The 14,759-nt window shown below is 65.0% G+C and carries 10 protein-coding genes; 4 read left to right on the top strand and 6 right to left on the bottom strand.

The genetic code is table 11. The annotated features are described in order from the left end of the window. The first annotated feature begins 55 nt into the window (after positions 1-55). The 4 genes from mblB (at position 56) to JAN5088_RS17700 (ending at position 5,648) form a co-directional block, all read left to right on the top strand. Complete coding sequence (gene mblB, locus JAN5088_RS17715) at positions 56-1,186, top strand: anti-phage 6A-MBL system MBL-fold protein (RefSeq protein WP_055684238.1); 1,131 nt, start codon at positions 56-58, stop codon at positions 1,184-1,186. 39 nt (positions 1,187-1,225) lie between these two features. Next, positions 1,226-3,481, top strand: a complete 2,256-nt coding sequence (gene cap2-3, locus JAN5088_RS17710) for an anti-phage 6A-MBL system cap2_3 protein (RefSeq protein ID WP_143114911.1) — start codon at positions 1,226-1,228, stop codon at positions 3,479-3,481. Beyond that, positions 3,481-4,680 carry a patatin-like phospholipase family protein gene (locus tag JAN5088_RS17705; RefSeq protein ID WP_055684178.1) on the top strand — a complete coding sequence of 400 codons (1,200 nt, stop codon included), beginning with the start codon at positions 3,481-3,483 and terminating at the stop codon, positions 4,678-4,680. The genes cap2-3 and JAN5088_RS17705 overlap by 1 nt, the downstream gene beginning before the upstream one ends. Before the next feature lie 362 nt (positions 4,681-5,042). Continuing rightward, complete coding sequence (locus JAN5088_RS17700; protein ID WP_055684177.1) at positions 5,043-5,648, top strand: recombinase family protein; 606 nt, start codon at positions 5,043-5,045, stop codon at positions 5,646-5,648. Positions 5,649-5,800: 152 nt separating this feature from the next. On the opposite strand, the gene JAN5088_RS19485 is transcribed toward JAN5088_RS17700, so the two are convergent. The 6 genes from JAN5088_RS19485 to JAN5088_RS17670 all read right to left on the bottom strand — a co-directional run bounded on the left by JAN5088_RS19485 (position 5,801) and on the right by JAN5088_RS17670 (position 14,505). Further along, positions 5,801-11,005 carry a hypothetical protein gene (locus JAN5088_RS19485; protein ID WP_143114908.1) on the bottom strand — a complete coding sequence of 1,735 codons (5,205 nt, stop codon included), beginning with the start codon at positions 11,003-11,005 and terminating at the stop codon, positions 5,801-5,803. Positions 11,006-11,007: 2 nt separating this feature from the next. Next, complete coding sequence (locus tag JAN5088_RS17690; protein ID WP_143114905.1) at positions 11,008-11,754, bottom strand: hypothetical protein; 747 nt, start codon at positions 11,752-11,754, stop codon at positions 11,008-11,010. A gap of 30 nt (positions 11,755-11,784) precedes the next feature. Then, positions 11,785-12,111: a toxin-activating lysine-acyltransferase gene (locus tag JAN5088_RS17685; RefSeq protein WP_158448511.1), complete on the bottom strand. Its 327-nt coding sequence runs from the start codon at positions 12,109-12,111 to the stop codon at positions 11,785-11,787. A 307-nt stretch (positions 12,112-12,418) separates the two neighbouring features. Further along, positions 12,419-12,883, bottom strand: a complete 465-nt coding sequence (locus tag JAN5088_RS17680; RefSeq protein WP_055684173.1) for a hypothetical protein — start codon at positions 12,881-12,883, stop codon at positions 12,419-12,421. Then, positions 12,880-13,413 carry a hypothetical protein gene (locus JAN5088_RS17675; protein WP_055684172.1) on the bottom strand — a complete coding sequence of 178 codons (534 nt, stop codon included), beginning with the start codon at positions 13,411-13,413 and terminating at the stop codon, positions 12,880-12,882. Before JAN5088_RS17675 ends, JAN5088_RS17680 begins: the two co-directional genes overlap by 4 nt. Positions 13,414-13,416: 3 nt before the next feature. After that, the gene (locus JAN5088_RS17670) at positions 13,417-14,505 is read right to left on the bottom strand and encodes a DUF4123 domain-containing protein (protein ID WP_055684171.1); all 1,089 of its coding nucleotides are present in this window, start codon (positions 14,503-14,505) and stop codon (positions 13,417-13,419) included. Positions 14,506-14,759: the final 254 nt, after the last annotated feature.

The raw sequence follows: 14,759 nt of genomic DNA, 5'->3' as shown, positions 1-14,759 counted from the left end.
CGACTCGGAAACCCCTAGCTTCCAACCAACGTTGACCTCAAGCCTCGGGGGCTCCATGACTGCCACCATTACTTTCCACCCGCTCGGCAACGCCGACTGTACTATCTTTGACCTAGCGGATCACCGTCTCGTGGTGTTCGACTTTGCCGACGTCCGGAATTCGGAGGACGAAGACGACCAGCGCTGTGATCTCGATGCTGAACTGAAGTCCGCACTCCGCCGCGCCGGGCAAGACAGCGTTGCTGTGCTCTGCGTCACCCATCTAGATGATGACCACTGTCACGGGATCGGCGACACGTTCAGGCTGGACCACCGGACGACTTTCCCGGGTGAGAGCCGCGTCAGCATTGGAGAACTCTGGGTTCCAGCAGCCGCGATCCTTGAGACCAACCTGACGGGCGACGCGGCGCTCGTGCAGCGGGAGGCCATGCACCGTCTTCGCCAAGGACACGGCGTTCGGGTCTTTTCTCGGCCTGAACGTCTACGCCCCCATCTCATGGCCCGGGCAATCAACTTCGATGCTGTGGCTCATCTCTTCGTCGACGCAGGTACCTGCGTGCCGGGCTTCGAACTGGCCGGACCCGAGCGTTGCGAGTTTTTCATCCATAGCCCGTTCGCCTCTAAGCAGGAAGACGGCACCTACATCGACCGCAACGAGAACAGCATTGTGCTGCAGGCCGTACTCCGGGAAGGAACGCGGGACTCACGCGTCCTGCTTGCTTCCGACGTCACCCACGAAGCGCTCGCGGATATCGTTAGAACGTCGGAGTATTACGGAAACGCGCACCGCCTCGAGTGGGATCTAATTAAGCTCCCGCACCATTGTAGCTATCTGTCGATCGGCCCTGAGCGCGGCACGGGCGATGCGGCAACCGTGCCGATTCCCGAAACCAAACGCCTGTTCGAGGATTACCGAGCGGACAACGCCGTGATCGTGTCGACGTCCTGGTCCATCCCAAAGGCAGGCACGGCAGCGGATCGGGACAAGCAGCCGCCGCACCGCCAGGCGGCGAACTATCACCGCCGCCTCGGGCGGGACGCTGCGTTCCGCGTCACCATGGAACAGCCCAGCACCGCCCAACCCAAACCCTTCGGCTACAAGGCTACCGCCGCCGGCATCGCGGCAGTGCTCGCGGCCCCTAACGCCGCCGCCCAGACCGCGCGGTCGAATCCGCGGGCGGGCTGAGCGGTGATTGACGCTTGGCTCGACAGATTCGGGACTAAAGTGGCCGTCGAAGCTCTCCGGGCCGCGGAGGCGCAGACCTTTGTGCGCTATATGGAGCGATACGGCGGCGCGGTCGGTATCGTGCGCGACATGCGGGATGGCGAGCGCTCCTCGCTCGTCGTCCTCGACCTGCACACTGGCCGCCCGCAGGACAGCGCGGTCGGGATCAAGGCGGTGGAACGGATCGGCGTCGAGTTTTCCCACGACGCGGCAGGCATGCCGATGGTGCGTTCGCTCCGGGCGGACTTCCCTGTCACCGGACATCAACACCTCTCACTGCCCGACCGCCCTCCGGCAATCTGCATTGATGAACGTCCTTGGAACGAAGCGCGCCTGACATGGGGCCCGCCCGAACTCCTGGGCCGCGTCTTGAACTGGTTTCGCCGTGCGGCGGCGGGGGAACTGCACGATGCGGCGCAACCGGTCGATCCGAACCTGATCACCAGCGGCGTGCGAGCCCTCGTGCCACGAAGGCTCCTCGACCAGTCCGCCTCCGAACCCCTGATTGCTGTCAGGAAGGGTGATGGCAGCGATCTTGAAATCATGGGCGTGGAGGACATTCCTGAAGGTGGGGTGATGGGTGCGGCTTACAGCCCATTGGTTGTATCAGTACCGCCGGAGGCGATGACGCGCATGCGCTTCGCTCCTTGCACGCTCGCAGAACTGGCCAGCTACCTTGCAGATCGCGGCATAGACCTTCCGGCACTTCTAGCGGTCGCGTTTATCGGTGCTCTCGATACGCCACCCCCGTTCCGCAAAGCACTCGACGACGGTCGACTGCTCGTCGTGCTTCAAATGCCTGTCACCAGCGGAGCGTCCGCAAACACCCAAACCATTGCGTTCCTCGCGTCCCATTCCCTCGGTCAGGTCGCCATTAATCTGGGCGTGGCCCACCCCTGCGATTCGGATGTTAACGAGCCGGAGCGGCTGAACGTGGCGCGTGCCATCGGGGCCACCCCAGGGGACGCATCCATGCTCTCGGAGACGGCGCTTCTCCCCTGTGACGTACATGTGACGATGGACCGGATTGCGGCGGCGCGGTACGCTGGCACAGATACCAACGATGCGCGGCGCGCCGTACTCATCGGTGCGGGTGCCATCGGATCGCATCTGGCAACCTGCCTCGCGCGTGAAGGTCGGTACCGCTGGACGATCATCGATCCCGACGTGTTCCTACCCCACAACGCGGCCCGCCACGTTGCCGGGCATGGGGCCACCTTCCATCGCAAAGCCGATGTCTTGGCGACGTATTTGACCGACATCCTTGATGAGCACGACGTAGCGACGACAATTCCACACGATGTGAGCACCGCTGATATGGGCCGCGATGCGATCGACGCAGCGCTCCACGGGGCTGATCTTGTCATCGACGCGACGGCGTCGCTGGCGGCTGCGCGCTTCTTGAACGACCACCCAAGCTCCGCACGGCGAGTATCGGCCTTCTTTAACCCCGTTGGGACAGCCGTTGTAGTCCTCGCCGAGACTGAGAATAGAGACGTTACGTTGCGCGACTTGGAGGCACAGTTCCTCCAAGACGCGGCAGTTGTTCCAGCAATGGAAGATCATTACTCGATAGAGCCCGAGCGGATCGCCTATTCGGGAAGTTGCGGGGCTATCACCAGCGCAATTCCTCAGTCGCACGTGATGGTTCTGAGTGGTCTCGCCGCGACCGGGATCGTGCGGGCCGTCGAACGCTCCAGTGGGAGTATCCGCGTATGGTTCATGACGTCCAACGGGGCCATCGGCTGCCATGAGAGAGACGCGTCCACGCCTGACACGGTCAATATTGGAGGCTGGACGGTATCGCTGGACGCGGGCGTCCGGACTTCACTGACGGCGATGCGCGATCGGGCCCTCCCCGAGGAGACCGGTGGCGTACTGACCGGCACGGTCGACATCCCCGCCAGACGGCTGCACATCCTCCATGCCGCCCCGGCGCCCATCGACAGTGAGCAAAGCCCTAACGGGTTCGTCCGGGGCACAGCCGGGGTCGGCGCCCATCTGGACCGGATCCGCGACAGGACGATGGGACAGGTCCGCTATCTTGGCGAATGGCACAGCCACCCCGATGGGATCGACACGCGGCCGAGCCCAGTGGATTTGGAGCAGCTCGATTGGCTTTCCGCCACGCTCGGCATGGAAGCGTTGCCTGGTCTTATGGCGATCGTCGGTGAGGACGCCGTCACGGTAGCCTTCGGGCCACACAGAGCATCGATTCCCTTAGAACCAGAGGCCTGCCATGGGGAAGCCGCGTGATGGGCGCCCCGAGGATCGGTCTCAGTTTGTCAGGCGGCGGCGCGCGTGCGATGGCGTTTCACCTAGGCTGCCTGCGCGCTTTGGAGGAGATGGGAACCCTGGGCAGGGTGAAAGTGATCTCCACGGTGTCCGGCGGCAGCGTCATTGGCGCCCTATACGCCGCCCGCGTCGAACCATTTGAGGTGTTCGAGAACCGTGTGAGGCATCACCTTGCGCGTGGCTTCGTCCGACCGGCGCTTGGCAAGGCCATATCAACCCAATTGGGCTGGCGTCTTCTTGGCAGCGGGACGAGCCGCGCGGCCCGGCGGATCGTCCGTCTGATCACCGACGGTATGTTTGGGGCCGTAGACCGTGCGTTTGCCGATCCGTCGGTTGCACGCTTAGCGTGCAAGCGGGAACCTTTGCCAAAATCTATCAGTGCGACGACGCTGTTGCAGAGGGTCTTCGAAGATGACCTGTTCGACGGCTTGCGCGTATCGGACCTCCCCGCCGAGCGACCGCTGCTCATCGTAAACGCAACAGAACTTCGGACGAGGTCCGCGTTTCGTTTCTCTAAAGTGCATAGCGGTTCATACCGGTTCGGGCGCCTTGCGAAGAATGATTCCCCACTCGGCTATGCCGTAGCGGCGTCGGCTGCCTACCCATTGTCGCTCTCGCCCTTGGACCTCCATACGCGGTTCGAACACCGCGGGTTGATCACTTCAGAGCGGGTCGTGCTGACGGATGGCGGCGTCTACGACAACCTTGGGTTGGGGCCTCTTTGGCCAGATCGAGACCCAAAAATCAGTCTTCCCTTCCCTGAGATCGACACGATTATCGCTTGCCGCGCAGGCTACGGCCTCACCCGAGAGGATCCGGGGTTCGGACCGTACGGGCGGATGAGGGCATCCTACGATTGCACCGCGCGCCGGGCCGAGAACGCATCCGTGAAACGACTCTACGATCTGCGAGACGCAGGCGCGATCCACGGGTTCGCTATGCCGTTCCTCGACCAGAATGATGCCGAGCTAGCCCATCCCCCGCCAAATCTCGTGCCGCGGGGTGACGTGCAGGATTATCCAACGGATTTCTCGGCGATGCCTAAGCCATGGATCGATCGCCTTATTCGCCGGGGCGAGCAGCAAACGCGAGCCGTGATCGCACAATACCTTCCCGAATTGGTCGCTCCCCATGCATTGGCCCAAGCCGCGAGCGCTTAGCCTGCGCTGAGCGATGTTCCGATTAGGACCTCGTAGAACCGTTGTGTCTTGCTTCCTCATCGATCAGAACAATGAGATCGCCCAATTGAAGGTAACGTTGTCATTCTTTGTATCTCGGGTGAAATATTAGACGTAGTTATTATGTGCCATGAAGCAAAGCGAACGTTGACGAACTAAATAGTGGGCGGCGGCTTTGGGCAGTGTCCGCAAGCCGGTCGATCAGCGGACGCCTCGAAGAGCGTTCCGATCGGCTACGAGCAGCCAAGCGGGGCAGGGCGGCCGCATTCTCACAAAGGTGGTACGTTGACATTCTCAGTGACGGGGGGTCTATCGCTACAGATTGCGGACCCGGAGCTCGCGTCATGACCGCCACCCGCATCGGCTACGCCCGTTGCTCGACCCACGGGCAGGATCTTGCCGCGCAGCGTGGGGCTCTGATCGCGCTCGGTGTGGCCGAAGACCGCATCTACACCGACCACGGGCTGACTGGCGCGAACCGGGCGCGGCCCGGCCTCGACCAAGCCCTCGCCGCCGTGCGGGAGGGCGACACGCTGGTGGTGCCCAAGCTCGACCGGCTCGCCCGCTCCGTTCCCGACGCCCGCGCCATCGCCGACGAGCTGGAGAAGCGCGGGGTCAAGCTCGCCCTCGGTCCTTCCGTCCACGACCCCGCCGATCCGATGGGACGGATGTTCTTCAACATCCTCGCCACCTTCGCCGAGTTCGAGGCGGACCTGATCCGCATGCGAACCCAAGAGGGCATGGCCGTCGCTCGGTCAGAGGGGAAGCTCAAGGGTAAGAAGCCAAAGCTGTCGGACCGCCGTCAGGCCGAATTGCGCAGGATGTACGATACGGAGGAGTACTCGATCTCCGACCTCGCGGAGGTCTTCGACGTGTCTCGGCCGACGGTCTACCGGGTGCTGGCACGGACGAAGGCTGCGGAGGCAGGTGGCACGGGCGGAGCCGAGTGAACGTTCTCGAGCGGTTCAGGAACGTTGCTCCAGACGTGCCGCATGGGTCTAGACCTCGCCGCCAGCCCGTTCCGGAAAGATGCGAGTAACCTTACTGGAACACCGTGCGTGCAGCCGGACGTTTCACCCAAGCGTTCCAGTGGGGTGCACCCTCACAGAACGAAGTCTCCCGCCATAAGCGCTCCGATATTGGCGACCATGACTTCCATGTCTGCGACCTTGTCGCCGTTGTTGTCCGCGCGAACCACTAGGTCAGCCCCTGAAGCTGTGAACCAGATCGCATGGGCTTGCGCCGTGGTACCGGAGAAGACGAAGGCTTGGTCTCCTGCGATGCTGGTATTGGCGTCGATCGCTGCGAACTCGAAATCGTCGATTCCTGAGACGAAGTCATAGACGACATCGCGGTTCGTCCCGACAGGGCTGTCGGCGACTGTGCTGAAGACGAAGACGTCGCGCGCCCCGTCCCCCGCGCCGCCGTAGAGGATATCCTTGCCTTGCTCGCCGACAAGCCGGTCGGCGCCCGTGCCGCCCCAAAGCGAGTCATTGCCCTTGCCGCCCAGCAGATGGTCGGCCCCGTCGCGGCCGTGGAGCGCATCGTTCCCGTCCCAGCCCCAGAGCGTATTGGCCAGTGCATCGCCGCGCAGGTCGTCGTTGAAGGCCGATCCGTGAAGGTTTTCGATCGACGAGAAGGTGTCACCGGCGGCCTCGCCCGTGTTCACGGTCGGGGTCTGGAGATCGGCCCGAACCGCCGCGGCGGCCTCGCTGTACTGGGCGCGGTCGGTTCCCGATCCGCCATCAAGCCGATCTTCACCGGCCCCACCAAACAGGGTGTCGTTTCCATTGCCGCCCAGCAGATGGTCGGCGCCATCCCGGCTGCGGAGGATGTCGTTTCCGTCGGCGCCCCAGATGACATTGTTCTGCGCATCGCCGCGTAGATCGTCATTGTGCCGGGAGCCGCGTAGATCCTCGATGGAGATGAAGGTGTCGCCAGCCGCCTCGCCCGTGTTCACGGTCGGGGTCTGGAGATCGACCCGCACCGCAGCCGAGGCCGCGCCGTATTGCGCGCGGTCGGTTCCCGACCCGCCATCAAGCAGATCGGCTCCCGTCCCGCCTAGGAGAATATCGTTCCCTGTTCCGCCGTAGATCGTGTCCGCCCCGTCGCGCCCATGGAGCGTGTCGTTGCCGTCCCATCCCCAGATCGTATTGTTCTGCCCATCGCCACGCAGGTCGTCGCCATGGGCGGAGCCGTGGAGGTTCTCGATGCCGATGAACACGTCGCCGGCGGCTTCCCCAGTGTTCAGCGACGGTGTCGCCATGTCCACGACCACGCCCGAGCTCGCCGTGTGATACTGCGCCCGGTCAATGCCCGCTCCACCGTCCAGCCGATCCTGGCCCAGACCACCGATCAGGACGTCGTTGCCGGTGCCACCGGTGAGAATGTCGGCACCGGCCCCGCCCGCAAGCGTGTCGGCTCCGGCTCCGCCGTCGAGCGCGTCGTCTCCATCCAAGCCTTGAATGTTGTCGTTCCCCGAGCGGCCGATCAGGACATCGCCGACCGCGCGGCCGATGAGCGTGTCGTTGTGATCCGTCGCCTCGAAGGCTTCGACGTCGATGAAGGTGTCGTCGGCGAAGACGGCCGAGGAACTGGCTTTCGTGGTCAGGTTGATCGTCATTCCAGCGGTCTGCGTCCGGTAGCTCACCACGTCGAAACCGAACCCGCCGAGTGCGACGTCCGCGCCCTTGCCGAGGACGAGGATATCATCGCCGGCCTCGCCCCAGAGGAAGTTGGCGCCGTCGTCGCCATGGAGCACATCGTCGAGGTTGGACCCAATAAGGCCCTCGATGCCGATATAGACGTCGCCGCGGGCGTCGCCCGTATTGATGGCTGGATTGCCGAGCGATGCCGTCACGCCGACAGGCGACCGCTGATAGGACGCGAAGTCGGGGTTGGTCGTCGTCCCGCCACCGTCGAGCGTATCGGCCCCCGCGCCGCCCTCCAGGACGTTTCGGTTGCCGTTGCCGGTGAGGCGGTCGTTGAACCGAGATCCGACAAGGTTGGCGATGTTGACGAGCGTGTCGCCCGCCGCGTCGCCGCCCGTATAGGTCTTCGTCGTCAGGTTGACCTGCACCGCCGCGGCGGACCGCGCATATCCCGCTGTCGCGAAGTCGAGAAACCAGACGGGCGCTGCCGGATCGGTTCCGCTCGCCCCCGCGATGACATCCGCGCCCGCGCCGCCCTCGATGTAGTCACGACCCTGATCGCCATAGAGCGTGTCGTTGCCTGCCCCGCCCAGCAGGACGTCGTCGCCCTCGCCACCGCGGATCAGGTCGTTACCCGCGCCCCCGTCGATCCAGTCCCAGCCGGTGCCGCCCAGCAGCGTGTCCGCGCCGCCCCGGCCGAGGATGATGTCGTCGCTGGCTTCGATCTCGGCCGCGCCCACCTTGATCCGGCCGGTGCCGACATCCTCGAAACGATAGGCCGCATTGTCGGGTGCGATCCAGAAGTCACGGCCCGACGTCTCGCCGGTCACGAGGAAGGTCGAGCCGCTGGCTGTCTTGCCGGTGACGTCGGTATAGCCGACCGAGCCCATGTTGCCGTCGTAGAGCAGACGGAGCGTGGCGCTGCCGTCGGCGTGTTCGACGGTTGTGACCGCATTGGCCAAGAAGGGCGTAAGTCCCGGGATCATATCCGCCTGAGCGACCTTGATCTCGATCTGCGCGCGTCCGCCGGCAACCTTCGATATGGTCACGTCACCGGGAGCTACATTGAGCCCAAGAAGCGCCAGGGAATGCAGAAAACCCTGAAGCCCGCCATTGAAGTCGTTCTGGTTGAGCTGGCTCAGGCGAAGCTCCTGCGCTTGGGTGAGGGCGATGGCCCAGCCGGCGGTGAAGACGCTATCGGGCTCCGCTGCAATCATCGCGTTGATCGCCTCGCGATCCTCTTGGTAGCGGCCGAACTCCTCGGCCACGGCGAGATGCGCCGAGAAGGTGACGCTGTCGGTCGCGGTCGAATTGGCCGCCGCCCGTTTGACCAGGAGATCGCCCCCGATGGGCTGTGCCTCCTTCAGGAAGGCAAGGACCGCGCCGTCGACCATCTTCTCGGCCGAGTTCACCTGCGTGCCGTTGACGAAGAACTTGAGCTTACCCTTGCTATCCACGTCGATAAACATCTTCTGGAGTACTCGGATCAGCGGGTTGGCCTCGAGCCCAGTCAGGTCGCGATGGCCCTGGCCGACCGAATAGTTATCGATATGGGCGTTGGCGAGTTCCAGCGCTTCAAGGTTGCGCAAGTAGCCCTGGGTCAGGTCGCGGACGGCGAGGCCGAGATCCTCGGTCGTCTGTGCCGGGAAGCCGTCGAGCGACTCCCAAAGCGTCCAGAACTTGTAGTCGCCGGTATAGCCGCCTTCATTGGCCTTCGTGGCAAAGAGGTCGATCCAGGCGCGCGGGTCAGGATCGTCGCCGAACAGGTTGCCGAGGAACGTGCCCAGGAGCGAGCCGACGAAGGCGCCGACGCCCGGCAAAAGGATGTTGCCCACCAGCCCGCCGATCGCGTTGCCGCCCGCGAAGCTGAGCGCCGTCGACGTGCCGACGATCGACCCGAGCGAGCCGCCGATGGACCCCTGCAGCGAGGCCGGCGCCAGGACCTTGTTGGCGAGCTGCGATCCGAAGAACGCGCCGGCCGCACCGCCGACCGCGCCCCAGGGCGAGGTCCAATCCATGCCGTTCAGCGCGGCCGTCGGGTTGCGAGCCACCTGTTCGACTACCGAGCCGGCATAGGTCGTGGCCGTGAAGTTGAAGAGGTCAGCGCCGAAGCCGTCGAGCCCGAGCGCCTCGCCCAACTCCGCCACCATCAGCGACACGGCGCCGGCCGAAAGCGACGCGCCGAACTCCGACCCAATATCGCCGAGTTGGCGCATCGACACGCTGAGCGACGACCTGAAATTGAGTTGTGTTCCGTCGAAGAGGTGGAAGCCGGTATCGGTGATGACCTCGGCCAGATTCTCGGTCATGAGTCCGAGCGCAGTGCCCGCGAGAAGTTTCTCGAACTGGCTGCCATCGGCGACCAGCGCCTGTCCCAGCTGCGTCCCGAAGGTCCGCCCGAGGCTGCCGGCGAGGTCGATGGTGGCCTGGCTGTCGTTGTGTACCCGCACGCCGCCCGCGACGTAAGTATGCAGCCCCTCCACCTCGAAGTTGTAGGACCGCCAGGCCTGCGAAGAGACCCCATGCGCCAGCCCGTCGCCCGCCGCGCGCGCCATCGGCAGTGCCGCCTCGTAGAGGTCCGCCGTGGCCTCCGACCAGACGATCCGCTCGGCCGTCACGTCGGCCATCGTACCGTTCTCTAGCACCACGCGAGGCGCTGCATCCTTCAGGATCGCATCGATGCGCCGGAAGGTTCCGTCCGCATCCAGGAAGCGGTGCCCTGGTGTGACGGTCAGCTCGCACGCCGCACCGCCCTCCGTCCACGACAGCCGCAGCCATTCCGTCGTCTCGTTCGAGAACAACCGCACCACGCGGGCGGGGACAAGCGCGCCACGCCCGTCGTCTGCGGAGGCGTCAAAGGAAAAGACTACGTCGCCGGGGCGGATGATTTCGATGGAAACGGAGCCGGATGAGGTGGCGACAGGCGTGCCGGCGGGGAAGCAGAACCTGCCAGGGTCTGGCGGATAAGGTGATCCGATGTTGCCCATAAGATAGGCGAGTTCATCGATCGTGTATCCTGTAACCTCGCTCGCCCATGCGATCGCGGTGGGATCCCCCGTCGCGTTCGCGACGAAGGCGACCCAGTCATGAATAGCTGTCTGAGCATTCGGCAAAAATGCTTGCGGGGCGTTCTTGAGCCCGAAAGTCACGCCGCCCGCATCCAGGAGCAGGTTCCACATATGCGCCTCGGCAGCCGCGCCGCTAGTGAAGACGCCGCCCGCCGGATTGACAAGGAGTTGGGGATATTGCGCGGCGAGACGCAATGGGACGGTCGCAGTCCATGCGTCAACGCCTAGACCGAATGACGTAAAGACCTGACCGTGGTAATCGCGGATCGCAGCGTAGTCGAGTGCCCCCGCATCTCCACCTTGAAAGGCCGCTTGACGTGCCGCAAGATCGGCACGCATCAGCGCGACGCTGATCTGTTGCGCATCTGATGGCTGAAGGGTGACGCCATATCGAGCCTGCGCGGTCTCGGCGAGGAACAGGTTGGCAAGGCGCCCGCTTCGGCTGTCGCCTGTGACGACGTCCAAAGCAAGCTGACCATACTCGTAACCCACCCCGATGGAGTCCAGGTATTGATAGTATCCAGTACGGTTCGCCGATGCGGCGAAGCCCGAAAGCGTGCTGAGTTGATTTTGCGTAATATTTGCCATTGTCAGTGCTCAAAAAGGCAAGCCGCGAAATCGGCTGCGCGATTGCGAATGCGGTCCATCTCATCGAGATGGTCTCGGAGAAAGGTCGTCTTGAGTTGGAGACGATCCGCCTCTTCCCGGACGCTACATGTCGGATTAGGAACCACGCCGCGGCGGTCGCACGAGAGGATCGACGTGATCCGGCCGTCCTCTGCGCGATCGACCCCGACCTGCAGACGCTCCACCGCCGAGTCATCCTGTCTCGCGACGGAGACGAGTTCGTATCCTGCGAGGCTCTCACCGGTGGTGCGGAACGACGGAGGTGCCAGTGGCTCGCTTACTGGAGCGCCGACGATGGCGGTGAGCGACGTGGCAAGGGCTCCAGGCGCGTTGCCCAGCACAAGCAAGGTCATGTATTCGCCGCCTTGGATCGACTGTTGAGAGCGATCCAAACGCGGTAATCCTGTCGCTATGTCGATCTCGAAGAGAACCGACGACTGCGGAGGATCGAACGCGGGCGGAGGGCGGCCCTCGAAGCCGTAGCGTGGATCGAAGATTAACTCTTCGACGTCAGCGACTCCGCCCAGCATCGGAGCCGTCTCGTAGATCGCAATCGGGTGCCGAACTGGATCCGATCCATGGTAGAGGTCGCAGTCCAGTGCCCGAGCGGCGACAGGCGTTGTAAATGACAGAATGACGCAGGCGATCGGCGCAATTACGATGGTCAGTAAGCCGGGCCGACCGCGGATGATAAAAGAGCCAGTGTTCATTGCGATGCCTATTGAGGATCTCAGATAGCCTCAGCAATCGCGAACGTGACGGGGTAGGGAAAACCGTAGGCGGTCCTTGCCCGGTTCGGCGTCAGCCCGCGCTGCTCGAAGCGAACGGTTCAATTCTACACTCACGGGCTGAAGCACGCCTGTCGCTTCCACCCGGATATAGCTGATATGAAAAGCCCGCGTGAGGATCGCCGGCATCACGATCCGCTCGATCTCGCGGATCGGCATGTCGCGCGCGGACGGGTCCTGCGTCATGAGCCAGACGATCTCGCCCATGATCTCGGCGACGGTCTTGCCCGCGACAGGATCGGCGGCCGCCTGCGCGGCGGTGTCCTGGATGGTGGTCATGGGGACGACGGCCCCGTCCAACGGACGAAACGCGTCGCCCAAAGGCGACAGTTGAGACATGTTCGTCCCTTTCCAATGTCGGGGGGTGCGACGGTGCCGGTGAGTCGTAGCCTCGTCGAGGCGTTACGCCGAAAATTCGAACCTGGCAATTGAGTATGTAACGGCGGTCACGATGATGACCAGAAGACCCAAGATTGGTAACGCACCGCGATCTAGACCTATCCCCTCAGACGATCGCACCAGGCTGGCGAAAGGTATCTGCATGGGACGTTTCAGAAGGTATGCCCTATCGCGCCATCCGCCGACCTTAGGCCCGCCCGACGTTCCCCTCGATCAGTCGTTCGACCTGCCTGGACGTCAGGAACGTTTCGCCGTCCCGGTCCTCGCGTTCGGCGACGGAAATGCCGGGGTGGACGGCGTCCGGCGTGTAGGCGGTAACGTCGGGTTCGGCATCGCGGACGGACCGGTCGAGGCAGACCACGGTGCCGAGGGCGGCGGCGAGGGCGCGCATGGCGTCGTCGGTCAGACTACCGGGCCGCATCATGCCCTGCGCGATCCATTCGAACGTTCCGGCGGGATAGCGCCCTACGACGAGATAGCCGCGGTCGAACAGCGCGTCGTAGTCCGCGTCGGCCGGCAGGGCGCCGCGGATCACGTGAGACGCCGGAAGCCCCAGCGTGCCGCTCAGGCCGCGCGCAAGACGGTCCCACGGCACGGCGCGCGCCACCAGGATGTCGGGATGTGGGGCGGGAGGGATCGCGGGGCGGGTCATCGGGGGCACTTGTTCCATAGATCCACCACCTGCGCGACCTCGTCCGCGGTCAGGATGCCACGTTGCCGCAACGCGTCCATCATCCGCCCCGCACCATCCAGGCCCTTGTTGTTCAACTCCTTCACCAGCTGGTGCTGCATCCGCGACAGATCGACGATCCCGGGGCCGTCCACGGGGTGCAGGCTGTCGTTGTGGCGCGCGTAGCGGCGGCCCGACGGCGCGATCCAGTGCTCGCCGACCTTCTCGACGTTGCCGGCGACGATCTCGTCGATCTCCGCATCGATCTGCGGCTTGTGATCGGGATCGGCCATCGAGTTGCGCTCCTTGGTCGGGTCGTTCCCCTTGGTGCGGCAGGGGTCGTGCCGGCGGCCGGGGCGGCTGCATCCGCGACACGGCGTGCCCCGCCCGGCCCGTGGCGAGCCGCGGCGGTCCGCCTCGCGGCCGGCATCGGCAGGGCGACGCGGCGGATCGGGGCGCGGAGCCGGCTTGCGCTTGAGCAGCTCTCGCAGAAGCCTGAGGAGCCCGCCCATCCCTCAGCCCTCCGCCCCGTCCCAGAGGCCGTCCAGCGCCGCGAGGACGTCGTCGATGCGCGCGTCCGGCGACGCCTCGGTCTCGTGCAGGGCGTCCCACGTCTCGGGCGCGTCGATGCCGCCCTCCGTCACCGCCATGAGGTAGGCCCACTTCATGTGCCCGCGCTCGGTCTCCAGCCCCATGCGGTCGCCCGCCTCCTCGTAGGCGCGGACCCGGTCAGCCAGCGCGGCGCGGTCGAGGGCGGCGCAGCCCGGGACCACGTCGCGCAGGTACTGGCCGACCCGTTCGCGCGATCCGGCATGGTGCGTGGCGGCGATGCGGTCCATTTGCGCGCCGTCCAGCGTCAGGGGGCCGGGGGGCGCGGGCGCGTCGCTCGCCCCGACCCGCCACAGGACACCACCCTTCGCGTCCGGGTGGGACGGCGCGCGGAACAGCAGGCCCGCGGCAGGACCGAGGAACTGCGCTACCTGCGGCGGGGACAGCGCGGAAAGCAGCTCCGTCAGGACGTCCCCGTCGGCATGGCGCAGGAGGACCGGGGCCCGCGCGTCGGTCGCGGCGCCGGTCTCGACATGATTCGCCGGAACGATGACCTGCCGGATGCGGCGCAGATGCGACCAGAGGGCATCCGGCGCGACCTCCCGCGGCAGGATCCAGAACACCGCCGATCCCGGCGCGCGCGCCTCGAGGGCCGCCATGGCCTCGACACGGTCGCGCAGGTCGCCGCCGCCCCGGCCCGGCCACCAGTCGGCCTCGCCCGGCAGCACGCCGCCGCCCTTTGGGTCGCCCCGCTCCAGTGCTGCCTTCATGTCGGCGGCCAGCCGGTTCGCCGTGTCCGCCAGCGCCGCATCGGACAGGTCGTCCGGATCGACATCCGGACCGGCCTCCGGCTGCGCCGGGGCGGGATCGGCGAGCCACGGCCCGACGGTCTGTAGCTCGCCTTCGCCCGTGACCAGCGCGCGATGCGCCACCCCGGCGGCCTCCAGGCGGACCGGCAGGGCGTCGTGCAGCGCGCCGTCGAAGACGCCGAGGACCCGGAACCGCGGATCGACGGCGAGGCGCAACAGCTCGCCCCGCAGCGCGGTCTGGCCCACCGTCGGATCGGGGGTCGTTTGCAGCAGAGTGTGAAATCCTACGCTAAGCTAAAAACCGGCATTCGAGCAGGTTGTAGCGAAGGCCCGTACAGAGCCTGACCTACAAAATGCTGCGTACTTCCTGAGTTTCCGCTCTACGGTATTCAGGGTGTAAGGCCTTCGGATGAAGACCGTTCTGATGCTGGAATACGGTCTGCCATTGGGAATGGTCATCTGAAGACTCCCCGTTCCAGCGAGGGACTACGTGCGCGACC

Source organism: Jannaschia rubra (genome assembly GCF_001403735.1).
GTDB lineage: Bacteria > Pseudomonadota > Alphaproteobacteria > Rhodobacterales > Rhodobacteraceae > Jannaschia > Jannaschia rubra.
Note: the sequence above shows the minus strand (reverse complement) of the source record. Positions and strands in the feature narration are given on the sequence as shown.

What these genes read in the sequence shown, in the direction of transcription:
- mblB (WP_055684238.1), top strand. Translation starts at nt 56, where the DNA reads ATGACTGCCACCATTACTTTCCACCCGCTCGGCAACGCCGACTGTACT.
- JAN5088_RS17705 (WP_055684178.1), top strand. Translation starts at nt 3,481, where the DNA reads ATGGGCGCCCCGAGGATCGGTCTCAGTTTGTCAGGCGGCGGCGCGCGT.
- JAN5088_RS17700 (WP_055684177.1), top strand. Translation starts at nt 5,043, where the DNA reads ATGACCGCCACCCGCATCGGCTACGCCCGTTGCTCGACCCACGGGCAG.
- JAN5088_RS19485 (WP_143114908.1), bottom strand. Translation starts at nt 11,005, where the DNA reads ATGGCAAATATTACGCAAAATCAACTCAGCACGCTTTCGGGCTTCGCC.
- JAN5088_RS17690 (WP_143114905.1), bottom strand. Translation starts at nt 11,754, where the DNA reads ATGAACACTGGCTCTTTTATCATCCGCGGTCGGCCCGGCTTACTGACC.
- JAN5088_RS17685 (WP_158448511.1), bottom strand. Translation starts at nt 12,111, where the DNA reads ATGACCACCATCCAGGACACCGCCGCGCAGGCGGCCGCCGATCCTGTC.
- JAN5088_RS17680 (WP_055684173.1), bottom strand. Translation starts at nt 12,883, where the DNA reads ATGACCCGCCCCGCGATCCCTCCCGCCCCACATCCCGACATCCTGGTG.
- JAN5088_RS17675 (WP_055684172.1), bottom strand. Translation starts at nt 13,413, where the DNA reads ATGGGCGGGCTCCTCAGGCTTCTGCGAGAGCTGCTCAAGCGCAAGCCG.